This is a genomic window from Delftia sp. WY8 (assembly GCF_018437695.1).
Lineage (GTDB): Bacteria > Pseudomonadota > Gammaproteobacteria > Burkholderiales > Burkholderiaceae_C > Comamonas > Comamonas tsuruhatensis.
This window is the reverse complement of sequence record NZ_CP049795.1, coordinates 5,901,667-5,923,318: the sequence shown is the minus strand read 5'-3', so window position 1 is coordinate 5,923,318 and position 21,652 is coordinate 5,901,667. Positions and strand designations below refer to the sequence as shown.

Below are 21,652 nucleotides of genomic sequence, written 5' to 3'. Positions count from 1 at the left end.
CGCAGGAGATCCCCATGAAAATCATCGCCGCCCACGAGCACCAAAGCCCGGCCGAAGGCCAGCAGACTGTCATCGCCCCGGCCAATGACGCCGACCCCTTCACGCTGGACCTGACCGGCGTGCAGCGCATCGACCTGCACTTTCCCAAGTTCACCGACGGCCGCGCCTTCAGCCAGGCCCGCCTGCTGCGCAAGCGCCTGGGCTTCCAGGGAGAAATCCGCGCCACGGGCGACGTGCTGATCGACCAGCTGGTGCAGATGCAGCGCTGCGGCTTCGACGTGGCCGTGCTGCGCGAAGGCGTGGACATCTCCGATGCCCAGCGCCAGCTGGACCGCTTCCACGGCTTCTACCAGGGCGATGCCGTCCATCCCGAGCCCCACTTCGTCAAGGCGGCCTGACATGGGTGCGCAAAGCTTTCTGTCGCGACAGGCATCGGCCAAGGCCACCGAGGTCAACGGCCGTGCCAGCAGCGGCTTTGCCGACAAGCTGGCCGCCACCGAGGCCTTGCTGCGCGAGGCAGCGGCGCTGGGCGCCGAGGCCGTGACGCAGGCCTCCAGCCTGGGCGCCGAGGATGTGGTGATCACCGACATCATCCACCGCCTGGGCCTGGACATCCCCGTCTTCGTGCTGGACACCGGCGCGCTGCACACCGAGACCCTGGCCCTGCTGGAGCGCACCCAGTCGCTGCCCGGCCTGAGCGTCAAGGTCTACCGGCCGCAGCTCGAATCGGTGATCCACTTCATCCGCGACAACGGCCAGGACGCCATGTACCGCAGCATCGAGCTGCGCAAGGCCTGCTGCGGCGTGCGCAAGATGGAGCCGCTGGCGCGTGCGCTGGCCGGCAAGAGCGCCTGGATCACGGGCCTGCGCCGCGAGCAGTCCAATGCCCGCGCCGACGTGCCCGCCGTGGACCGCAGCGAGGTCGAGACCAAGGGCCTGACCAAGTTCAACCCGCTGACCGACTGGACCCAGGGCGATGTCTGGCACTACATCGCCAGCCATGGCGTGGACTACAACCCGCTGCACGACCAGTTCTATCCCAGCATCGGCTGCGCACCCTGCACGCGCGCCGTCAGCCTTGGCGAAGACTTCCGCGCCGGCCGCTGGTGGTGGGAGGATGAAGCGGCCAAGGAATGCGGGCTGCACGCCAAGAAGTGAAACGACAGCGTTTGACACCGATTTGATTGGAAACCAAGAAATGAACGCCCGTGTGGACACCTCCGTGCTGAGCCATCTCAGCAACCGCCACCTCGACGCCCTTGAAGAGGAAACCATCTTCGTGCTGCGCGAAGTGGCCGCCGCCTTCGAGCGCCCCGCCCTGCTGTTTTCGGGCGGCAAGGACTCGCTGGTCATGCTGCGCTGCGCCGAAAAGGCCTTCGGCAAGGGCCGCATCCCCTACCCGTTGCTGATGATCGACACCGGCCACAACTTCCCGGAAGTGACCGATTTCCGCGACCTGCGCGCCAAGGAGCTCGGCGCCGAACTCATCGTGCGCAGCGTCGAGGACTCCATGGCACGCGGCACCGTGCGCCTGGCCCATCCGGGCGAAAGCCGCAACGTGCACCAGTCGGTGACGCTGCTGGAGGCCATCGATGAATTCCGCTTCGACGCCCTGATCGGCGGCGCGCGCCGCGACGAGGAAAAGGCCCGCGCCAAGGAACGCATCTTCAGCCACCGCGACAGCTTCGGCCAATGGCAGCCCAAGGCACAGCGCCCCGAACTGTGGACGCTGTTCAACACGCGTCTGGCCCCCGGCGAGCACTTCCGCGTGTTCCCCATCAGCAACTGGACCGAACTCGACGTGTGGCAATACATCGAGCGCGAGCAGATCGCCCTGCCCAGCATCTACTACACGCACAAGCGCGAAGTGGTGGAACGCCGCGGCCTGCTGGTGCCCGTGACCGAACTCACACCGCCGCGTGACGGCGAGGAAGTCGTGGTGCGCGACGTGCGCTTTCGCACCGTGGGCGACATCACCTGCACCTGCCCCGTGGAAAGCGATGCCGCCACGGCGGCCGACATCGTGCTCGAAACCCTGGCCGCCGATGTCAGCGAGCGCGGCGCCACGCGCATGGACGACAAGACCAGCGAAGCCTCCATGGAAAAGCGCAAGAAGGACGGATATTTCTGATGACCACCGCAAGCATTGCCGCCGGCGCAGCCGTTGCGGATTCCCCCGCCACCGAGGCCTCCAACGCCTCGGCCCTGCGCTTCATCACCTGCGGCTCCGTCGACGACGGCAAGAGCACGCTGATCGGCCGCCTGCTGGTGGACACGCGTGCCGTGCTCCAGGACCAGCTCGCCGGCGTCACCAAGAGCGGCGAGACCGACCTGGCGCTGCTGACCGACGGCCTGTCGGCCGAGCGCGAGCAGGGCATCACCATCGACGTGGCCTACCGCTACTTCGCAACCGAAAGCCGCAAGTTCATCATCGGCGACGCGCCGGGCCATGAGCAGTACACGCGCAACATGGTCACCGCCGCCAGCAGCGCCGACGCCGCCGTGGTGCTGGTCGATGCCACCAAGCTCGACTGGAAGAACCCGCAGCTCACCCTGCTGCCGCAGACGCGCCGCCACAGCCTGCTGGCCCACCTGCTGCGCGTGCATTCGCTGGTGTTTGCCGTCAACAAGCTCGACGCCGTCGAAGACCCGCAACTGGCCTTCGTCCACATCCGTGGCGCGCTGCAGCGCTTCACGGCCGAGGCCGGCATCGCCTCCGCGGCCACCGTGCCCGTATCGGCCCTCAAGGGCTTCAATGTGGTCAACGCCGAGCCCGGCTGGGCCGGCTACGACGGTCCCAGCCTGCTGCAACTGCTGGAGCAGTTGCCCAACACGCCGACCGACACCGGCCTGGCGCTGGCCTTCCCCGTGCAGTGGGTGGAGAAATTCTCGTCCTCGGCCGATACCAGCCAGGGCCGCCGCGTGTTCTGGGGCCGCGTGGCCGCAGGCCGCGCACGCGTGGGCGACGCCGTGCAGATCCTGCCCAGCGGCCAGCAGGCCGTGATTGCCCAGGTGCTGGACCATGCCCGCGTTCCCGGCTCCATCGACGCGGGCCTGTCGGCCGGCATCACGCTGGACCGCGAGGTCGATGTCTCGCGCGGCGACTGGATCGTCGCCGCCCCGGTGGCTGCGGCAGCAGTGGCAGACGACGACTTCGATGCCCCCGGGACACAGCCGGCATGGCCCAGCCAGCGCGAGCTGACCGCCACCGTGGCCTGGATGGACGAGCAGCCGCTGGTCCCCGGCCGCACCTACCTGGCGCTGCACGGCCACCGCTGGATCAAGGCCAAGGCCCGCCGCGTGGTGCACCGCCTGAACATCCACACGCTGGCCCAGGAAGAGGCCACCCAGCTGGAGCCCAACGCCATCGGCCGCGTGGAGCTGCTGCTGCAGGAAAGCATTCCCGCGGCGCCCTTCGCCCAGGCCCGCCAGCTGGGTGCGCTGATCCTCGTGGACACGGCCAGCCACGCTACCGCAGGCGCTGCACTGCTGGATTGAGCAACTGGACAGTCCCGCTTCGCGAGCCGGCACATGCCGGCTCGTGGGCTTTCAGAAAACCGCAGCAGTCCGCGCCAGAATCTCTTGCATGTGCAGGACCGTGTTCCGAAAAATTCTAGAATCCCGGGTTGATACCGACATTCACACCGCAAATAAAAGACTCCCATGACTCACGTCGTCACCGAAAACTGCATCAAGTGCAAATACACAGATTGTGTGGATGTCTGCCCCGTGGACTGCTTCCGCGAAGGCCCCAACTTCCTCGTGATCGATCCTGACGAGTGCATCGATTGCGCCGTGTGCATTCCCGAATGCCCGGCCAATGCCATCTTTGCCGAGGAAGACGTCCCCGCCGACCAGCTCGCCTTCATCAAGCTCAATGCCGAGCTGTCGCTGGAAAAGGGCTGGAAGAGCATCACCAAGCGCAAGGCCTCGCTGCCCGACGCCGACGACTGGAACGGCAAGCCCGGCAAGCTGGACCAGCTCGAACGCTGAAGCCGCGCAGCCCATGCAAGACACCTCCGGCGCGCAACCGATCCAGACCGATGCCCTCGTCATAGGCGCAGGCCCGGCGGGCCTGTTCCAGGTGTTCCAGCTGGGGCTGCAAGGCATCCGCTGCCATGTCGTCGATGCCCTGCCCCATGTGGGCGGGCAGTGCGCGCAGCTGTACGGCGACAAGCCCATCTACGACATTCCCGGCATTCCGGTGTGCACGGGCCATGAACTGGTCCAGTTGCTGCAGCGGCAGGTCGCGCCCATGGACGCGCAACTGCACCTTTCCCAGCAGGTCGCCCAGCTGCAGCGCATGGACGATGGCCGCTGGCTGGCGCAGACCTCGCAAGGCCTTGAACTGCATGCGCGCAGCGTCTTCATTGCGGCTGGCGTGGGCGCCTTTGTGCCCAAGGCGCTGAAGGTGCCCGGCGTGGAGCTGCTGGCTGCAGGCCAGCTCCACTACCATCCCGCCGATCTGGACATGGTGCGCGGCCAGACCGCCATCGTCCACGGTGGCGACGAAGAGGCCGTGGCCGCGGCCATTGCCTGCGCCGACAAGGCCCAGACCACCTGCCTGCTCTACCGCCGCGACGCCTTCCAGGCTTCGGCGCCGTTGCTGGAGCGCCTGCAGGAGCTGCGCGACAGCGGCGCCATCCGCGTGGTGATCGGCCAGATCACGCAACTGCATGCCGACTCAGGCCTGCTGCGTGCCGTGCAGTGGATGGATGGCGAAGGGCAGGAGCATGAACTGGCGGCGCAGCAACTGGTCGTCTGCCTGGGCATCTCCCCCCGCCTGGGCCCGGTCGCCGAATGGGGCCTGGCCATGGAGCGCAAGCAGCTGCTGGTGAACCCTGCAACCCAGGCCACCGATGCGCCAGGCATCTATGCGATCGGCGACATCGTCAGCTACCCGGGCAAGCACAAGCTGATTCTGTGCGGCTTCCATGAAGCCACCATGGCGGCCTTTGCCGCCGCCGAGTACCTGCAGGGCGAAAAACCGCTGCTGCAGTACACGACGACCAGCGCACGGCTGCACGCCATCCTCGGCGTTTCCCATCCGGACGCCTGAGCTTGGTGGTCGCCGCCCGGCGACCCTACAGTTCGGCGCGGCAGTGCCGATAAGGTGGGCAGCGTCCACTCATGCACATCAAGCCTATGGTTGCCACTCTAGAAGCCCCTCCCAGCACTGCCGTCGCGCCACCGGCCGATCCGCGCAGCTTCACCTTCCAGATGCCGCTGTTCCGCCCGGGCACGCAGGTCACACAGAACGGGAAGGCCGAGAAGGTCAGCCACGTCATACTGCGCCGCCGTGAACTGATGGTCTATCTGGTCGGCCATGAAGACCCCGTCAGGCCAGAGCGGCTGAGCATCGCACCCTCGATGTTCACCACACAGCGGCGCCCTGAAGCCCTGAGCTGGATTCTTTGACAGAAAACCGGGCCTGGGCCCGGTTTTTCATCGACGATCCTTCGAGACTCAGGCCTCGCCGCGCCCGGCCATCTTCTGGCCCAGGCGCACGGGCGCGGCATGTGTCCACTGCGCGTTGAAGCGCAGCCCTGCCGATGCGGGAAACAGCATGACGACGGTGGAGCCCAGCTGGAAGCGCCCCATTTCCTCGCCCTGGCCCAGGACGATGGACTGGTCATCGTAGCGCCAGTCCTGGATGCGGCCGGGCCGCGGCGGATTGACGATGCCGTGCCACACCGTTCCCATGCTGCCCACGATGGTGGCCCCCACCAGCACCAGCACCATGGGACCGTGGTCCGTATCGAAGACGCAGACCACGCGCTCGTTGCGCGCAAACAGGCCCGGCACGCCGCGCGCCGTGACCGGATTGACCGAGAACAGTTCGCCGGGCACATAAATCATCCGACGCAACCGGCCGGCACAGGGCATGTGGATGCGGTGGTAGTCGCGCGGGCTCAGGTAAATGGTGGCGAAATGCCCGTTGTCGAACTGCCGCGCCAGCTGTGCATCGCCGCCGACCAGCGCCGTGGCGCTGTAGCTGTGCCCCTTGGCCTGGAAGATCTGCTCGCCCTCGATGGCGCCGATCTGGCTGATGGCGCCATCCACCGGACAGACCCAGTCAGCCGAAGCCAGCGGCCGCACACCGGGCTTGAGCGCCCGCGTGAAGAACTCGTTGAAGCTGGCATAGGCCGCAGGATCGGAATCGGCCGCCTCCGACATGTTCACGCCATAGCGTGCAATGAAGCGACGGATGACTGCCGTGGTCAGGTCACCCGCACGCGCCTGGGCCAGGCGCCCCATGACGGCAGTCAGCGCCTGCTTGGGCAAAAGATACTGGGAGAGAACGGCAAGTCGATCAGACATCGAGGTTTTGCTATAAAAGTAATAGAAGCTGTGGGCGGATTCTAGCCAACCCGCGACCATCGCCCCTCCTCGGCTACCGCGGCCTTCAACCCTGGCCGGACCGCCCCAAAGCCTCGCACACGTTTTTCGAGGCCATCTCATCACACGCGGATGACAAAAGCCTCGCCGTCCCAGCACGAATCCGACCTGTGTTTTGCGTACGATGGCCGCTTTGAACACCGCACGCACGGCGACGAATACAACACTGTAGAATCAGGAAGTTTAGGTGTTGCCGGGCTTCGTCTTTGCGACACCGTTGTGACCTGGTCCTCTGTCCGGTCTGCGCCTTTTGCGCAGAACATCCACAGCCTTTTCAGCCTGACCACGTACCCCATGTTCTGTGGGCCAGGCAAGGTTTTCGTGGTTCCGACAAATGAGTGCCGCAACCGACCCAGACCTAAGAGATTGAACACATGGCCAAAGAAGAACTGATTGAAATGCAAGGCTCCGTCACGGAAGTCCTGCCTGACTCTCGCTTTCGTGTGACGCTGGAAAACGGACACCAGCTGATCGCCTACACCGGCGGCAAGATGCGCAAGCACCATATCCGCATCCTGGCTGGCGACAAGGTATCGCTGGAGATGTCGCCCTACGACCTCACCAAGGGCCGCATCACCTTCCGCCACCTGGCCAACCGTGGCCCCGGCCCTGGATCGCGTTGAACAGAAAATTCGCACATTGCGAAAATACCCATTTTTTTGACGCTACAATAGTGTTTTAGTCGGAGCGTAGCGCAGCCTGGTAGCGCATCTGCTTTGGGAGCAGAGGGTCGCGAGTTCGAATCCCGCCGCTCCGACCAATGAATCAAGGGGTTAGCTCGAAAGGGCTAGCCCCTTTCTTCTAACCAAATTCAGGGTCTTCTAACCAGAAGCCGCAAAAAGACAAAGCCCCCTCGGTGCCGTGATGGCTACTGAGGGGGCTTTTTGCGTTCTGTGGCGCCTGCATTCGCCCTGGAAAATCAACATCGCCTAGGGCGGACCAACGCCCTACCCTTCGGCCTTCAGCTTTGACAGTTGCTATACCGCAGCAGCGCCTGCTCATCGGGCTTCTCCGCACCCGATCTGATCACACCCAACGGCGGCAGCTTGATCAGTGCAATCAGCCTGGATGGCCGTGCCATGCAGCCAGGCATCGCAGTCGGCGGGCTCCAGCATCACCACTCACCTCTTCTCCTTTGCCGGTCTGTGCATCATCGACAGTACTGGATGCCCCGTCCGCCTGCTGGGTGATGATGGTGCAGTTGGGCACTAACTCGCCCGTCTCTGTGTCCATCCATTCGCTTAGAGCCCGGCCAGGTCAACTGGCTCACCGTCTGCGCGCCTGGTGCAGGCGCTGGAGCAGCACCTGCCTGGCGCAGTGGAGGTCGAAGGCTTGGCCTAGAGTCTCATTTGGTGGCCTGGGTGCTGCCGGCGCACTAGCGCGACGAGGCCTCGCTGGTGCGCCCGGGCTGGGTGCAGGGCGCGGGCGTACGGTCCATCTCGCCGCTGTACTCGGCAGGCGATGCCTGCCGGCGTCACCAATGCGCCGGACTGGTGCTGGGCTATGCCAGCCTGGAGCCCGAGGCCATTGAGGAGGACCCGCACCGGATGGCAAGCGTGTTGCGCAACTGTGCACCCGGGCGGACCCCGCAAAAAAACCAAAGATTCGGCCTTTCCAGGCGGACCCTGAGAAGCCTGGACTCAGGTCGCGGTGCAGAGGATTAGGGTGGAAGACACGCTGCCTGCAGCCTTTGCTCCCGTGGCTGTATAGCCGTCGGGCAGCGATGCCACGCGATTGAGGGTGAACGCGACGCTGTTGGACAGCGTTGTCCTGAAGACAATCGTGGCTCCAGCCGGCAATGCCGCAGTTAGGGTGATTAGGCGTGATGCCCCCGGTAGCACCGACACGGAGGCCGTCCCGCCTGTCACGTTCAATACGCCGATGTTAGCTATTCCCATCCCTGTGACAGTCACAGTGGTGCCGATGGGAAGCGGCTCAGCGGGGCCTGCAGTGAGCGTGAAGCCCGGGCCCAGACACACCCATCGCACCGCAATTACCGTTGATGTGGTGGGCGCTGACTTCGATGTCGGTGTGCTCGTCACCGTGACCGACATGCTTACCGTGTTGGTGTTGTCCCCCTGGAGGGCGGCCTGGGACGGCCCTTCCTGCACTGCAGCCTCCAGCTTGATGGTGCAATGGGCCAGCGAAGCGGCGCAGGTGGTGAAAGCCACCGTGATATCGCTGCCTCCGGGAATGCTGGCCTGCACATTGAGCGCAGGTGCTGCGCCGTTATTGGTGATCGTCACCGGGAACGTGCCGCCTTGTGCTGAACGACACGACGTTGCCTGAAAGGCTCAGCGTGGTCGGCAGGATGGGCGTGGCCACGGTGACCGCCCTCCGCCGTCGGCGTTTGCTGCAGGGCATGTTCAAAAGACGAGCTTCTAGCGCAGCAACTTTGATGTTGAGGCCCACACTGAGACAGCACAGATCGTGAAATCAGACACACCATCTAGTACTGTGGGTGGACAGCTTCATAGTTCCTCTGGGGGTCTAGTGGCATCAATGAACTTGGTGGCGTCTACGAATACACAATCAAGGCTTGAAGTACCACTACGGAAAAAATTTGCAGTAGAGCGCCCGTGGTGTAATATGTATCAAGAAGAAACACGTCTTGGAGTGGCTATGGCAATTTTAAAAAGCTTAGGTATAAAGAACTTAAGAAGCTTGAAGAATATTCCTCCAGTACCGATATCCCCTATTACTGTGCTAATTGGTAGAAATAGCGTTGGGAAAAGCACATTTGCGAGAATATTCCCTTTAATTAGACAGAGTGTAGAAAGAAGAAAAAAATCACCAATTTTATGGTTTGGAGACTACGTTGATTTTGGATCACTATCTCAAGCTGTTCATCGAGGCGAAAAAGAAATATCTTTTGAATTCAGTATAAAACTTGACAGCAATGATCATGTAAATGAAAAAAAAGATAGACCTGATTTCTGGCTTAATGAGGATAACAAGCTTGATTATCTTGTAAATGAAGCCAATATTACATTGGTTCTAACTGAAGGCGAAAATAATGCTTACCCCAAATCAATTTTCATCTCAATAGAGGATTTTAATTTTGAAATTAAATTCTCTTCCGATAGCGACTTAATAAAAGTTGATTCAATTTTTATTAATGGGAAAAAATGCACTCTTCCTTCTGGTTATAGCGCTTTCCATTGGCAAGGTGATGTGCTTCCAAATATATTTTTTGGAAAATTGGAGCAGAAAAATCATGAGAACGGTGAGCAAGAATCTTTTTACGTAGTCGCCAGAAATCCTTGGAAATCAAAGATAGTTAATAGCGTTATCCATTGGGTACATGGAAATGTCAGTCATAACACCATAAGAAGAATTGCTTCTCAAATAAGACTTGGATCCGTAAAGGAAGTTGCAAAATCTGTTAGCCAAATAGATGGTCCAAATTCTTGGCGTGACTTGGCCTACTACAGTGACCATAGTAAAGATGAATACTCGCGCAGCTTTCAAAGCGCGCTTGTAGCAGGTGTGTTTCCAGAGATAATCGAAAAAATAGATGCTGCATTAAAAAAGTATTTTTCTTCGGTACGGTATCTAAAACCTTTACGCGCAACCGCGGAGCGATATTATCGTAAGCAAGATTTGGCAGTGCATGAAATTGATTCTGAAGGAAGAAATTTACCAGTTTTTCTAGATAGCTTGAGCCACAAAGCTCAACTGAGCTTTAGAGATTGGATATCGAGAAGCTTAAAAATTGATGTTTTCCCACAAAGAGAAGGCGAGCAAATAAAAGTAATGGCTAGAGCGGAGAATGATGACGAACCGTTCAATATTACCGATATGGGATTTGGCATTTCGCAAGTTCTTCCAATTGCTGCACAACTTTGGGCAATTAATGGTAGACATAGAGATTTAGCATCATCCTCTGCGGTTGTTATCGAACAGCCAGAGCTTCATTTGCACCCAGAATATCAAGCTAGACTAGCTGATGTTTTTGCTTCTGCCGTTAAGCAAGCTAATGGTCGGAAAGGAAATACTTCTTTGATTGTGGAGACACATAGTCAACACTTAGTCAATAGGCTTGGACGTCTTGTGGAGGAAAAGGTTTTGTCTCCTGACGATGTGACTATTTTGTTATTTGAACCAAGTGAAGTAGAAGATAAATCTACCAGCATCCGCATATCAACATTCGACAATGACGGTGTTTTAAAAAATTGGCCATTTGGCTTCTTTGAGCCTGGGGAAAATAATGTGGCTTGAAGTTGATGAATCGCTGGTTGATTTATATCCAATTCTTAATGAATCGCAGTGCGCAGGATTGGAAGCAATTGCACTGTCGGTTTTTCATGGGAAAAACTCATTATTTGCAAAAAAAAGAACCCTTGATTGGATGATGAATCAAGAATTGAGTTCTGCTGCAAAATCAGTATGTCTGAGGGTTAAAAACAGGTTATCCGAATATTCGTCTCTTAGAGACTTTTTGGTTTTAAAAATATTAATTGTTGGATCTAATCGAATTCTGCACTATGACGACGAAGGTTTTTGGGAGCTACCATTAAGAATTCTAGAAGAAAATCCAGTTGTAACATGCTCTCTATTGACAGAAAATTTATCTGATGCTGATATTTACTTGATTGCGGCGGAACATTATAAAAAACATATCAAGCTTAATGGGCTTATTACAAATCTGACACCCTTCGGTGGCGGCGGAAATCAAATATACCCTGCCTTTAAGCGTTTTATTGACAGAAAAGAGAGTTTTTGCTTCTCTATAACAGATACAGATCGCGACTATCCAACTGCAGAGTCGAACGAAACAAGCAAGAATTGTAGGTCATTAGCAGAAGAGCGCATATGGGTTGCCGATCACCTTGATGTACCAGCTCGTGAACTGGAGAACATACTTCCTATTAATCTCGTTGAAGATGCGATCTTCGACGATCGTGGATCTGTTGATTTGCATGAGCGGTTTGAAAAGATTAAATCAAGGATCGCAGATCAACCGATGGCTTTACTTTTTTGCGATCTAAAAATGGGCACCAAATTCGCTTGGGCATCTACACATCACGGCAATCAAGAAAAAGCAAGATTTTGGAGAGAATTCATAAATTCTATAAACCCACCATTGCATAATTGTGGAAATGGCTGTGAAAATGATTGCGAATGTTTCTTGATTGAATCTCTGGGGGAAAAAGTGGCAGAGAAGTTCCTAGATTTTTGCAAGAAAAATAGCATTCAAAAACAATATGAACGAATGAAAACATCCGCAAATTCTGACAAATGGCTTGAAGTAGGTAAAGCAGTATTTAACTGGGGCGTCGCCACTCCCAGAAGCAGAAGCTAGTACGAAAAGGAATGAAGCCTTAAATTAATAACACCATTTCAGGAATATGCATTCACGGAATTATTGACATAGTAATTACTTGGGCCGGCTAAATTCACACGAGGAAGCAGTCATTAAAGTAATTCGAACGGCCGACGGGTTCTGGCCGTAAACAGCCTACCACCGTGGCCTTCTCAGGAATGTAGGCCAGTCAGCGCGACAACTTCGGCCACGCGTCTTGCATCAGCGCGGCGTCAGCGGCGTGGCCATCAGCCGCTCGCGCGAGCTCTGCACCGCGCTCTGCCATACGTCCACCTCGATCTGCCAACTCTTGGAGTACGGCTGTGCAGGTTGAGGAGTACTGAGCAAGGGCAGGCTGGGCAGCTCCAGCGATGCGCTCCGGGAGGCCGGCAAAGTCGCCCCGCATGCCTGCAGTAGCAGTGCGCAGCTCGCGCAGACTGCGATCAAGATCCTGCTGTGCCGCCTGGTTACGCTGGCCCGTGATTTGGAAGGTTGCGAGTGCATCGGTCAGTCCTTTCTGAAATCCGGCCATGTCGCGCACGGCTTGCTGTGTACTGTCCAGTTCGGCGCTGGTCTGCTGGTGGCGCAACTGCTCCAGCTCCAGGCCGTAGCGTTGGCCCTGGGTCCACCAAGCGCCGCCAGCACCTATGGCAAGGGCCGCAATGGCGGCGGTCAAGTGAGTTGAGAGAGGGCTGATCATTGCGAAGCCCTCACCAGTAGTCCAGCACTGAAATGCCCATCCCTACCCCACTGCGCGCACAGCTCGCGGGTGGCATCGCGGCGATCAACAAGGCCAGGCAGCCGCGTGGGCACGCCGTTCACAGTGCCGTAGACCCAACGCGGCATCTGCTGGCATGCCGCATTGAGCTGCCCGGCGTTGGCCAGCCGCATGACCGTGGTGTCAGGGGCGAGCGCCGAGGGCACGTTGTAGGCCATGTCGATAAAGCTGGCCTGCACCCACACGTTGTAGCTGTCCCAGTTACGCAGGGCGCGTTGTGCCTGGCGCTCAGCCTCGCGGTACTTGGGACGCTCTAGGCGCTCGCAGTCCTCCGGCGTGTAGTAGCGCCCTGCCACCACCTCGGGGCCGGTGACGCCCGCGCAGACGGTCAGCGGCTGCCCCTTGCCCAGCCTGTCGATGTACGGCGTGCCGATGTGTCGGGCGCTGCTTTCGTAGTGCAGCCCGATCTCGCGGGCCAGCGTCACAGCGGGGCTGGGCCCGACCTCCTGAGTGGCGACATAACCGCCAGCCGCAGTGACAGCCAAGCCCGCTGCCGTGGCCAAAAGACGATTGCGCAAAGTCTCGTTCATCGGCCACCTCCGCCAATGGTCAGCGCCTTCCAGAAAGCCAAGCCAGCACTGGCCATCATCACGATGTATGTGATGGGCTTTGCCACCTTGCCGATCCAGTTCAGGACCTTGAAAGCGCCCTGCGCGGCAGCGAAAAACTCCACCATTTCAGCCGTGTTGACACGTACCTTTTCCGTGGCCTCGGTGTTCGCGCGCAGGTCTGCTTCAATGCGCGTCATGCGCGCATCGCCCTCATCGAGCCGGGCGGTGATGGTGCGCGCCGTGTTGGGGTTAATTGCATTTCCGAAATCGTCTTGCATTGGCCCTCCTAGAGCGTTGCGGCGAGCGTGAAGGCCTCATCGAGCGATTCCGGCGTGCCTCCGAGCTGTATCCAGAGCTGCTGCAGGAACGGGTTAGACCGCTCCCAGGTGTCAGACTCGTACTCAATCTGGGCCTCGCGTTTTTGCAAGGGATCCGTAATCGCAGCGATGGCGGCCTCAGCGTCGTCATCAAGGCCGAACGCCAGAAGAGCAAGCCTGCCCTGACGGCGCGTGCAGGACCTCGGGATCAGCGCGGCTGCAGCTTCTTCGTCCTGTCGCCGCAGATCGGCCAACTCCTCCGCGTTCAGCGGCACAACAGACCACTGCTGCCGCCACACGCCATTGATCTCGACAGGCTCGATTTCGACGGGCTTGTGCGTGGCCTCGTCGTATACAGGCATTTCAGCCAACTCGATGAGTGCGTAACGCTCCAGATGATGGGCCATCATCGTATTTGGGTGTCGGCGCCATATTTCAGAAACACTCAGCGGGTATTCACCTGTTTCTCTGTCTATCCTGTATTCCATCCGAATCTCCTTGTTTAGACTACTCGACCCCACCGTGTTCCGGTTGCAAGCCATGTCACATTTGCATTACCAAGCACGTAACACCCTGCCTCCCCACCCGACGAACGTCCGAAAGTAGATTGCAGAGTGCAGTCTCCACCTGCTATGTGAGGGGAGCCGCCACCTCCGATTTCCCCGAGAGCCCCACCAGAGCCTCCATTACCCGCCTGTATCCATCCGGGCTTTTGCCCGCCACTTACCGCACCGCCATACATCTTGTATTGACCATTAGTTCCTGCCTGATACGATGCAAGATTTAATTTTTGGGTCGTCGCGTTCCAAAAATACCCTGCTCCTGCACCACCCTGCCCTCCTTCAGCGCTGAATGTAGGCCCACCTCCAGAGCCCTGATAATAAGTAGCACCCTCACCGCTACCACCATATCCGCCACCTCCGGCCATCGTCCCGTTGTTCGTTATCTTTATCTGGGACGTCACGTTTAAGGCAGTTCCACCATTTGGTTCACCACCTATCATCCCGTTATTAACGAGCGCAAATCTCCCCGCGGGCCAAGTGCCCGTGGCTGCTCCAGCAATAACAACTCCAGTTGCAACGGTGATAATCGCTTCCGAAACACCATCATAGCCAGCAGCATCTGCAATGGATCGCAGGTTTGGGCGGTACAGATCGGCTGAGATAACGAGATTAAATCCGCGACCTGAAGACATTAGCCATCTTGCCATCATGGGTTGTGGACCCCCACAATAAATGCGTCAATAAAAGAACCTTCTGTATTAACGAAGGTCAGTGTCAAAGTTTGCCCAGCTACGTAAGTAGGAAATACAGTCCCTGCTGGGAATCGGAAATTAGTGTTGAAGCTTATTGGCCATGCTCCGCCCGAGAATTTCAGACGCAGTGTTAACTGATCGCCTATTCCACGCAATGCACCCGTAAAGTACGTGTTGTACTGCACTGTCAGCTGATGAATGGAGCCCTTTGACGGATCGAGGAAATACAGCTTTGCATCACCAGGCCCAGCCCCGGTACTCGATGCGAAGACTTTTTCTCGTAGGTCGATTGCATCAAGCATGCGCCGCCACTGCTGCCAGACACCACCAACCTGAATACGGAAGTATTTCGGCGTGGCGTCAGTCAGTCCCAAAGCTGTCTGTGTGACATAGTTTTCCTCGTGGACGATTTGCTCGACATACCACCACGGAGATTCTGCAGAGGGAGCGTTAACCCAGTCCCGCCCCGACCAAGCTCCATTAATGAGCGGTAGGGCGTTCATGTTTGTGCCAATGCCGGCATAGGTGATCTTTCGGCTCACTACTTCACTTGCGCGCGGCGCTTGGTTGCCCGTCGCGCCCGACGGCACTTCAATATGCCCCGTAAAAACTCCACCACCCCTCGGCATGAAAGTCGCGGGCAAATCCCCAACGCCAGGCACCCACCTCAGGACATTGCCACCCCACCAGTACCAACGGTTATTGAGAGTAGTATCGCTGCCCACGTTGATATACATCGCGCCCAGCTTGATGGCCCCGCCCTGGTTGTCCGTAATGGGCGGGACTGTTTTTGGACCGAGCATGTACTGGTCAACAGCCTGCGCGCTGGAGGCAGCAGATGCCGCAGCGCTCTGCGCCTGATTCTTGGCCGTCTCTGCCGACGAGGCCGCAGCCTGCGAAATTGCTTTCGCAGCCTCGGCCGCTGCAGCGGAATTTGCCGCCTGATTGCGATAGCTCATCGCCGCATCAGCTTGCTCCCGAGCTGCTATGGCACAGGTTCTGCAGGCCACGGCAACCTCCCGCATGCGCGCCACAGCGGGCGGGACGCTGGTGGCGTAGTTGTACGCCTCCTGATTGAAATTGGCGCTTCCAAGCGCGGGATACTGCGAGATGGGCAGCAGGTCTGGGATGTTGACGATGTCGGTCATACGTTGCCTTTGATTTGCAGGTCCACCTGGGCCGAAGTCCAATCGGTTGAGCGCACGGTGCCGGTGACCTTGCCCACGGTCGCCAGGTGCCCGTAGCGCGGCAGGTCGCTGACCTCGATGGCCACGGCCTTGCCCAGGATCTGGTCCAGCAGCGTCTTGGCTGCAGGCGCCTGTACAGCGTCGATCACGCAACTCAGATTGATGTTGGTGGCCAGCCGCCCCTGCACTTCGGTGTAAGTTCCGTCCTTGCGGTCATCGACATAGGAGTAGTCGCGGGTGCTGGCTTCTACGCCGTACTGCGCGCCGCCCATGCGCTCGCGGCCAGGCAGTAGGAGCTGCTTCCAGTTGCCCACGCTGATAAACCCCACGGCCGCATCCACCCCGGCGTTGTTGCGCGCCACGGTGATGGAGATCTCGATGCCCGGATGGATGGGCAAGTCCTTGAGCACAAAGTAGGTGCCGCGCTGCAGGTCGCCGAAGAGGTATTCCCACTCGCCAAATGCCTGCTCCCAAAGCTGCGCATTGACAGGCGGCATCAGGTCTACGCCATCCGCCTTGACCGTGATCGTCAGCTTGTCGGCCTCCAGGCCGTACAAGGCCAGTCCGTTGACAAAACCAGGCCGCAGCACATAGGTCAGCGATGTGGCCCGGCGCGCTTTGGTGAACAGATATTTGTCGAACGGCGCCATGCGGTTGGTGGGCGCGCCTTCGTCACGCTCCCAGAATGTGGCGGCATTGGGCGTGCCAGGCTCGTAGGTGTTGGCAGGCGCACCGGCCACGGCCTTCACGCATTCGTAGGTGTAGCCCTTCCACACACGGCGCAGGCCCACGGCAGCATCCACGCCAGTGGCCCAGGCCACTTCGCCAACGGTCACATCGACCTCGGGAATAGTGGTGCCGGCCATGAACATTTCCGGCGTGATGGTCTTGGGCACAAGGATGTTCATGCGATTGCCTTCCCGCGCATGGCGTTGCCGCCGTTGGTGACACGGTCGAACTGTTCGGCCATCTCGGGCATTGGCGCCGTGTTGCGCGCTGTGGCCTCGGCAGGCGCACGCAGGCCCGCCACCTCGCCGCGCAGGGCGCTGACCTCGGCCAGCAGCGCGGCAATCAGCGCTGCGCTGTCGGCGCTCTCACCGCCCCCGCGCATGGCCTGGCCGAGCTGCTGCTGGTTCCAGTAGCGCGCCGGGCCTGTGGCCTCGACCTCCCAGCCGCGCTCGCCCACCAGACGCAGACCGCCCGCGTGCATGCCGCCGCTGGCGAAAGCAGGCAGCTTGATACCGGTGATACGCTCGACTTCCGCCCAGTCCCGGGCATACAGCCCCGACAGCGCTTCCATGTCGGACAGCGTTGCGCCAGCCTTTTTCATGTCGCGCATCAGCCCGGTCAGGTCACCCGTGCCGTCATAGCTGTGGTACTTGTCGAACAAGCTTTCCAACTTACCAATCGCCCCCTGGTCCACGACTGGCTCATACCAGGTCCCACCAGAGCCATCAGCCCGAGGCCGCGAGTACTTGGATTCCTCAGCCTCGCTTGACCCTCCTCCGCCAGGGCCAAGAACTGCACCACCCGTCCCGGGCTTGGTGACGGGGGTAGTTGCGCCGCCCGTCTTGTTGAGCGTGGCCAACAGTTTCTCGAAGTAGCCCTGCACCGTGCCTGTGAGCATGCTGGTGCCATTGACCAGTTCATCAGCGCGTCTGGTCAAGGCGTCCAGGCTTTCAATTTGCGACTGCAATGCCTTGAGGGAGCGCTCCTCAATGCTCAGCTGCGATTCCCCGAGATCTCCAAGCTCGGCGAACTTGCCAGCCCACACCAGCGCATCACGACGGCGCTCGAAATCGGTGGCATAGACGCCGGAGGCGAGACCGGCCCGGGTCGCCTGAACGGCCCCGCCAATGTCGGAGTAATCGGAGAGCTTGCGCCCCGACCTCACGCCATCCAGAGCCTGCTCGATGTAGACCATGCCCTGCGCGGCAGCGAGCTGCGCCGTGGAATCAACGGTGCCGTAAAGTTCCTCGGCCGCGCTCTTGAGCACGTCCACCGAAGAGGCAATGGCGTTGATGGTTTCCTGCACCACAGAAACGCGCTGCTGCAGCGCTTCACGGTCACGATCTACCGCACGGCGGAACAGGTCGTATGCAGTGGCCTGGGCAGTTTTTTCGTCCTCGATAGCCCAGATGCGTTCCTGCAGGGCGCGATTGCCCGGGTCAAGTGCAGCCAGCTCGCGGCGGCGCAACTCGGCCGTGTTGCCCTGCACTTCCAGCAGCTTGCGCTCCAGGTCCGTGCGCTGGTCCAGGCGCGCAATCTCTTCGCGCAGCGCCTGGTTGTAGTCCCAGGCGGCGCGCTCAGCTTCGCTCATGCCCTCGGTGGCCAGTTTGCGCAGGGCCTCACGGTATTTGTCGGTCTGGCCCGTGGCGCGCAGGTACTCGGCTTCCAGCTGCCGGCGATCGTTCTTGAGCGTGTCCAGCACCTGACCTGCAGCATCGGCCACGGCGCCGAATTCCTGGGCCAGCGGGATGAGCTTGGCCAGCAGCTCCACATCACCGGCCGCCATGGCGTCCTCGATGAGCTTGCGGAACTTGGCCTTGGCGTCCTGACCCATGCGGGGATCGATGTCGATCTTGAGGTCGGCCAGCGCCTTGTCCACGGCCTTGGCGGCGTTCTCGATGCGCTCCCGCTCGCTGTAGAAGCTGGTGTAGAACGCATCCATGCCTGTGATCAGGTCCTGGATGCCGCCGGCGCTCTTGATAAGCTTGGCAATGGCTTCGTCGCCCAGCTTGCCGAAGTTGGTGATGTTGCGGGTCCAGCCCTCGATGGCGGCACCCGTCAGCTCCACAGTCTGCAGGGCCGCGTTGAAGCTCTCCAGCGTGATCTCCTCGCCCATGTCATCGAAGACATTGCGCATCCAGCTGGGGATATCAGCCTTTTTCAGCTGCTCGATCAGCGATCCACCCATGTCGGCAATGAACTGGGCATAGGCCTTGGTGGGGTCCGTGCCAAGCGCGCCATCGCGCTTGGTGTAGCTGCTCAGGACCTCGCCGGTCACCTTGTCGATCAGCTTGAAATAGCCGTAGGAATCCTCGTCGCCGTACTTCGGATTGGATGCGAAGCCCGCGACGATATCGATCTGCTTGGCACTGTCACCGGCATAGCGCGCGAGACGCTTATAGACATCGGACAGCGAATCAACGGTGGTGCCCAGTTGCTTCTCAAGATCGGCGTTGTGGCGCTTGGTCAGATCGTCATACCAGTCACCGCCAGCACGATCGAACAGCATCTCGGCTGCCTTGTCATTCCCCGCGCCCGTGGTGCTGTAGGCCGCGCCAACGTGGTTGGCACCGCGCGAACCAAACAGGCCACCCTTGAGCAGCGAGAAAATGGCGATGGCACCCGCAATCCAGGGCATGGCAGCGCCAATGCCAGACATCAGCGAGCCGAAGCTGCTGCCGACACCGGCCCAACTGCCATTGCCTGCGATCAAGGCACCGAGGGCATCACCGCCAACCATGCCAACGGCATTGGCACCAGCAAGGCTGGCAGCCGAGGCGCCCGGCAGGAAGCCCCACATTGCCTGGGCACCTGCACCCAGCGCGCCGAGGTTGTTGAGCATGCCCATGCCTGCACCACCACTCTGGCCAGCAGCAGCGGGGGCGCCAAACAAACTGCCCAGGGCACCGCCAGCGATCTGGACCGTGGCCTGGATCAACGGTTTGAGCACCAGCGTGCGCGCCAGATTCTTCAGGTATTGACCGAACGATTGGCCGCCCTGCATCAACTGGTCAGCCAGGCTCTGCCCGATCTGGTCCACACCCTTCTGCCACTCCGAGGTGCTGGCCTTTGCCGCGTCGGCTGAGGCTTCGCGCGAAGCCTTCACCGAGGTCAGGCCCAGACGCTCGCGCAGCAGCTCGATTTCCTGCTGGAGCAGCGCGTGCTCCATGGTCATGGTGCCGGTGAGCGCGGCGGCGCGCTCCATCTCGGCCAGCTGCTGCTCCTTGCTCAGGATGATGGCCATCTGTCGCTGCTCGATGACCACGCGCTGCTGCTCGGCGCTCAGGCCGATCAGCTCGATCTCATCGCGCAGCGCCTGGTTGCTGGCCGTCAGCTCCTCGACTGTCTTGCCCTGTGTGGTCATCCACTCCTGGCGGTACTTGCGTTCCTCCTCGGCCAGCTTCAGGGCCTTCTGCCGGGCCTCGTTTTCCTTCTCCAGCGTCTTGAGGGTCTTGAGCTTGGCTTCGATGTTGGCGCGCTCGCCGGCATTGAGACCCTTGAGCGAGCCTAGCAGGTCCTGCGAGTACTTGATGCGCAGCTTGTCGGCCTCGCCCAGCTTCTCCCCGCCGGAGATCTCCAGGCGCTGGGAGGCAATCTTTTCCTCGATGGAATCGACCAGGTTGCCATAGGCCGTGTGCAGCTGCTTGGCCGAGCTGGCACGGGCCTTGGCCGACTCATCTTCCTTGTAATTTTCCTTGGCCAGCTTGCTGACCAGCTCGACATAGGCAGTCTCTGTGATGCGGCCGGCCTGGCGCAGCTCGTTGAGTTTTTGCAGCTGCGGCAGGTAGTCCTTGTTGACGCCGTAGAGCTTCTGGCGGATCTCCAGCAGAGCCTGCTCAGCGTCCGCATCTTCCTGGGCCTTCTTGGCGGCAGCCTCTGCAGCGGTGGGCGGATTGACGGAGCCACGCCCGCCGCCAGCGCCCTTGCTGCTGGCGTTGAGCATGTCCAGCTCGGCACGGAGCTTAGCAATCTGGTCCTTGCGTGCCTCGATGGTCTTGGCGATGTTGTCCGCGCCAGCCGTGCGGCCCCCCGCCACGGCGCGCGCCATGGCCGCCTCGGAACGCTCGTTTTCGACGCGCAAGGTGGCAATCGCGTCCTCGATGCCCGCAGCCGTCTTGGCGTACATGTTGACCGCCGCCACGCCGGCACCAGCCACCACGCCAACACCCAGCAGCGCAAGCGTCACGGGATTCGCGGCCAGCACGGCGGCCAGCGTGACGATGGCCCCCTTGACCACGCCGATGGCCCCGCCCACGGCCACCAGGCCCGCCGCTGCGGCCGCGCCGCCAGCAGCACCCAGGAAGGTCATCACCACGCCCTGGTGGTTCTCGACCATCTTGCCGAGCCCATCGATGGCGTCCGTGACCAGGCGCACGCCCCCGGCAGCCTTCTCCGAAAAACCCGCGCTCTCGTTGATGGTGCGGAATAGTTCGTCCCAGGAGTCACCCATGGCAGCAATGGCGCCGTCCAGGGTCTTGGCACGCTGCTCCATGGCGCCGCCGAAGGCGGTGTTGCCGATGTTCTCCAGGTAGTCGGTGATGTCCTTGGCCGAGTTCTTCACCCGGGTCGTGACGCCCTGGAAGGTGAACGCCACCATGTCGCCCTGCTTGGACGCCTTGATGCCGAATTCCTTCAGGCGCTCGAATTCGCCCGTGGCCGCATCCGCCACGGCCTCGATCATCTGCATGAGGCTCTTGCCCATGCCAGCGGCCGTATTGCCGAAGCTGGTGAGCTTGGCCTGGGTGGGATCAAGGCCCAAGGCCTTCATCTTCACGAAAGCCTCGGTGGCCTGGGCCAGCCCATAGGGCGTGTCCTTGGCAAAGGTCTTGATCCAGGCCATCTCCCGGCCAGCCGCCTGGGCACTGCCCGTGAACGTGACCAGCGAGCTGTTGAGCACGTCGAATTCGCGCTGCACCGACACCAGCTTGCCGACGAACGCCGTGACGGACACGCCCGCAAACACGCCGCCGAGCAGCGTGCCCAGGCGCCCCAGCGAGCCGGCCATGCCATCGACCATGCCCGTGACGGTGCGCTTGGACTTCTCCACCTCGGCCTGCAGTTGCGAGCTGTCACCCGTGATCAGGAACCGCAGGTAGTTGATGTTGCTGGAGCCGATCATGCCGCCCCCTGC

General features: G+C 60.2%; 20 protein-coding genes and 1 tRNA gene. 11 read left to right on the top strand and 10 right to left on the bottom strand.

The genetic code is table 11. The features are described from left to right. Nucleotides 1-14 precede the first annotated feature (14 nt). From G4D77_RS27090 to G4D77_RS27060, 7 genes are all read left to right on the top strand, one after another. Nucleotides 15-398 carry a DUF934 domain-containing protein gene (locus G4D77_RS27090; protein WP_016448346.1) on the top strand — a complete coding sequence of 128 codons (384 nt, stop codon included), beginning with the start codon at nt 15-17 and terminating at the stop codon, nt 396-398. A 1-nt stretch (nt 399) separates the two neighbouring features. After that, on the top strand, nt 400-1,158 hold the full coding sequence (locus G4D77_RS27085) for a phosphoadenylyl-sulfate reductase (RefSeq protein ID WP_013801647.1): 759 nt from the start codon (nt 400-402) through the stop codon (nt 1,156-1,158). A gap of 40 nt (nt 1,159-1,198) precedes the next feature. Next, entirely contained in the window at nt 1,199-2,131 is a 933-nt protein-coding gene (gene cysD, locus G4D77_RS27080) for a sulfate adenylyltransferase subunit CysD (RefSeq protein WP_016448348.1), read from the top strand. Further along, nucleotides 2,131-3,498 (top strand): sulfate adenylyltransferase subunit 1, encoded by a 1,368-nt coding sequence (locus tag G4D77_RS27075; RefSeq protein ID WP_016453316.1) that lies wholly within the window; start codon nt 2,131-2,133, stop codon nt 3,496-3,498. The genes cysD and G4D77_RS27075 overlap by 1 nt, the downstream gene beginning before the upstream one ends. A 165-nt stretch (nt 3,499-3,663) precedes the next feature. After that, a complete protein-coding gene (gene fdxA / locus G4D77_RS27070) occupies nt 3,664-3,993 on the top strand; it encodes a ferredoxin FdxA (protein ID WP_012206456.1) in 330 nt (109 codons plus the stop codon). A gap of 13 nt (nt 3,994-4,006) precedes the next feature. Further along, the gene (locus G4D77_RS27065; RefSeq protein ID WP_154833984.1) at nt 4,007-5,059 is read left to right on the top strand and encodes an NAD(P)/FAD-dependent oxidoreductase; all 1,053 of its coding nucleotides are present in this window, start codon (nt 4,007-4,009) and stop codon (nt 5,057-5,059) included. A gap of 86 nt (nt 5,060-5,145) precedes the next feature. Beyond that, a complete protein-coding gene (locus G4D77_RS27060; RefSeq protein ID WP_227468472.1) occupies nt 5,146-5,418 on the top strand; it encodes a hypothetical protein in 273 nt (90 codons plus the stop codon). Nucleotides 5,419-5,466: 48 nt separating this feature from the next. Here G4D77_RS27060 and asd read toward each other — a convergent pair whose 3' ends face one another. Beyond that, nucleotides 5,467-6,321, bottom strand: coding sequence for an archaetidylserine decarboxylase (gene asd, locus G4D77_RS27055; RefSeq protein WP_154833983.1), 855 nt, complete (start codon nt 6,319-6,321; stop codon nt 5,467-5,469). A gap of 452 nt (nt 6,322-6,773) precedes the next feature. On the opposite strand from asd, the gene infA reads away from it, so the two are divergent. Both infA and G4D77_RS27045 read left to right on the top strand, forming a co-directional pair. Next, nucleotides 6,774-7,022 (top strand): translation initiation factor IF-1, encoded by a 249-nt coding sequence (gene infA / locus G4D77_RS27050; RefSeq protein ID WP_012206460.1) that lies wholly within the window; start codon nt 6,774-6,776, stop codon nt 7,020-7,022. A 60-nt stretch (nt 7,023-7,082) separates the two neighbouring features. Then, nucleotides 7,083-7,159, top strand: a tRNA-Pro gene (locus G4D77_RS27045). An 880-nt stretch (nt 7,160-8,039) separates the two neighbouring features. Here the strand turns inward: G4D77_RS27045 and G4D77_RS27040 are convergent. Next, nucleotides 8,040-8,645 (bottom strand): hypothetical protein, encoded by a 606-nt coding sequence (locus tag G4D77_RS27040; RefSeq protein ID WP_213757797.1) that lies wholly within the window; start codon nt 8,643-8,645, stop codon nt 8,040-8,042. 184 nt (nt 8,646-8,829) lie between these two features. On the opposite strand from G4D77_RS27040, the gene G4D77_RS27035 reads away from it, so the two are divergent. Beyond that, nucleotides 8,830-10,620: a DUF3696 domain-containing protein gene (locus G4D77_RS27035; RefSeq protein WP_213757796.1), complete on the top strand. Its 1,791-nt coding sequence runs from the start codon at nt 8,830-8,832 to the stop codon at nt 10,618-10,620. Beyond that, complete coding sequence (locus tag G4D77_RS27030; protein ID WP_213757795.1) at nt 10,610-11,704, top strand: hypothetical protein; 1,095 nt, start codon at nt 10,610-10,612, stop codon at nt 11,702-11,704. Before G4D77_RS27035 ends, G4D77_RS27030 begins: the two co-directional genes overlap by 11 nt. 190 nt (nt 11,705-11,894) lie before the next feature. Here G4D77_RS27030 and G4D77_RS27025 read toward each other — a convergent pair whose 3' ends face one another. The 8 genes from G4D77_RS27025 to G4D77_RS26995 are packed head-to-tail and all read right to left on the bottom strand — an operon-like array spanning nt 11,895 to nt 21,640. Continuing rightward, entirely contained in the window at nt 11,895-12,404 is a 510-nt protein-coding gene (locus tag G4D77_RS27025; RefSeq protein WP_213757794.1) for a hypothetical protein, read from the bottom strand. After that, the gene (locus G4D77_RS27020) at nt 12,401-13,012 is read right to left on the bottom strand and encodes a lysozyme (protein ID WP_213757793.1); all 612 of its coding nucleotides are present in this window, start codon (nt 13,010-13,012) and stop codon (nt 12,401-12,403) included. Before G4D77_RS27020 ends, G4D77_RS27025 begins: the two co-directional genes overlap by 4 nt. Further along, nucleotides 13,009-13,311: a hypothetical protein gene (locus G4D77_RS27015; protein ID WP_213757792.1), complete on the bottom strand. Its 303-nt coding sequence runs from the start codon at nt 13,309-13,311 to the stop codon at nt 13,009-13,011. Before G4D77_RS27015 ends, G4D77_RS27020 begins: the two co-directional genes overlap by 4 nt. An 8-nt stretch (nt 13,312-13,319) precedes the next feature. Beyond that, nucleotides 13,320-13,838, bottom strand: coding sequence for a hypothetical protein (locus G4D77_RS30930; protein ID WP_250134237.1), 519 nt, complete (start codon nt 13,836-13,838; stop codon nt 13,320-13,322). A 14-nt stretch (nt 13,839-13,852) separates the two neighbouring features. After that, the gene (locus G4D77_RS31100; RefSeq protein WP_502762149.1) at nt 13,853-14,545 is read right to left on the bottom strand and encodes a hypothetical protein; all 693 of its coding nucleotides are present in this window, start codon (nt 14,543-14,545) and stop codon (nt 13,853-13,855) included. 14 nt (nt 14,546-14,559) lie between these two features. Further along, the gene (locus tag G4D77_RS27005; protein WP_213757791.1) at nt 14,560-15,753 is read right to left on the bottom strand and encodes a hypothetical protein; all 1,194 of its coding nucleotides are present in this window, start codon (nt 15,751-15,753) and stop codon (nt 14,560-14,562) included. Then, nucleotides 15,750-16,700 (bottom strand): hypothetical protein, encoded by a 951-nt coding sequence (locus G4D77_RS27000; protein WP_213757790.1) that lies wholly within the window; start codon nt 16,698-16,700, stop codon nt 15,750-15,752. Before G4D77_RS27000 ends, G4D77_RS27005 begins: the two co-directional genes overlap by 4 nt. Next, nucleotides 16,697-21,640: a tape measure protein gene (locus G4D77_RS26995; RefSeq protein WP_213757789.1), complete on the bottom strand. Its 4,944-nt coding sequence runs from the start codon at nt 21,638-21,640 to the stop codon at nt 16,697-16,699. The genes G4D77_RS27000 and G4D77_RS26995 overlap by 4 nt, the downstream gene beginning before the upstream one ends. Nucleotides 21,641-21,652: the final 12 nt, after the last annotated feature.

Bases quoted from the DNA above. Each gene is read 5' to 3' on its own strand.
- G4D77_RS27090 (WP_016448346.1), top strand. From the start codon at position 15: ATGAAAATCATCGCCGCCCACGAGCACCAAAGCCCGGCCGAAGGCCAG.
- G4D77_RS27085 (WP_013801647.1), top strand. From the start codon at position 400: ATGGGTGCGCAAAGCTTTCTGTCGCGACAGGCATCGGCCAAGGCCACC.
- cysD (WP_016448348.1), top strand. From the start codon at position 1,199: ATGAACGCCCGTGTGGACACCTCCGTGCTGAGCCATCTCAGCAACCGC.
- G4D77_RS27075 (WP_016453316.1), top strand. From the start codon at position 2,131: ATGACCACCGCAAGCATTGCCGCCGGCGCAGCCGTTGCGGATTCCCCC.
- fdxA (WP_012206456.1), top strand. From the start codon at position 3,664: ATGACTCACGTCGTCACCGAAAACTGCATCAAGTGCAAATACACAGAT.
- G4D77_RS27065 (WP_154833984.1), top strand. From the start codon at position 4,007: ATGCAAGACACCTCCGGCGCGCAACCGATCCAGACCGATGCCCTCGTC.
- G4D77_RS27060 (WP_227468472.1), top strand. From the start codon at position 5,146: ATGGTTGCCACTCTAGAAGCCCCTCCCAGCACTGCCGTCGCGCCACCG.
- asd (WP_154833983.1), bottom strand. From the start codon at position 6,321: ATGTCTGATCGACTTGCCGTTCTCTCCCAGTATCTTTTGCCCAAGCAG.
- infA (WP_012206460.1), top strand. From the start codon at position 6,774: ATGGCCAAAGAAGAACTGATTGAAATGCAAGGCTCCGTCACGGAAGTC.
- G4D77_RS27030 (WP_213757795.1), top strand. From the start codon at position 10,610: ATGTGGCTTGAAGTTGATGAATCGCTGGTTGATTTATATCCAATTCTT.
- G4D77_RS27025 (WP_213757794.1), bottom strand. From the start codon at position 12,404: ATGATCAGCCCTCTCTCAACTCACTTGACCGCCGCCATTGCGGCCCTT.
- G4D77_RS27020 (WP_213757793.1), bottom strand. From the start codon at position 13,012: ATGAACGAGACTTTGCGCAATCGTCTTTTGGCCACGGCAGCGGGCTTG.
- G4D77_RS27015 (WP_213757792.1), bottom strand. From the start codon at position 13,311: ATGCAAGACGATTTCGGAAATGCAATTAACCCCAACACGGCGCGCACC.
- G4D77_RS30930 (WP_250134237.1), bottom strand. From the start codon at position 13,838: ATGGAATACAGGATAGACAGAGAAACAGGTGAATACCCGCTGAGTGTT.
- G4D77_RS31100 (WP_502762149.1), bottom strand. From the start codon at position 14,545: ATGTCTTCAGGTCGCGGATTTAATCTCGTTATCTCAGCCGATCTGTAC.
- G4D77_RS27005 (WP_213757791.1), bottom strand. From the start codon at position 15,753: ATGACCGACATCGTCAACATCCCAGACCTGCTGCCCATCTCGCAGTAT.
- G4D77_RS27000 (WP_213757790.1), bottom strand. From the start codon at position 16,700: ATGAACATCCTTGTGCCCAAGACCATCACGCCGGAAATGTTCATGGCC.
- G4D77_RS26995 (WP_213757789.1), bottom strand. From the start codon at position 21,640: ATGATCGGCTCCAGCAACATCAACTACCTGCGGTTCCTGATCACGGGT.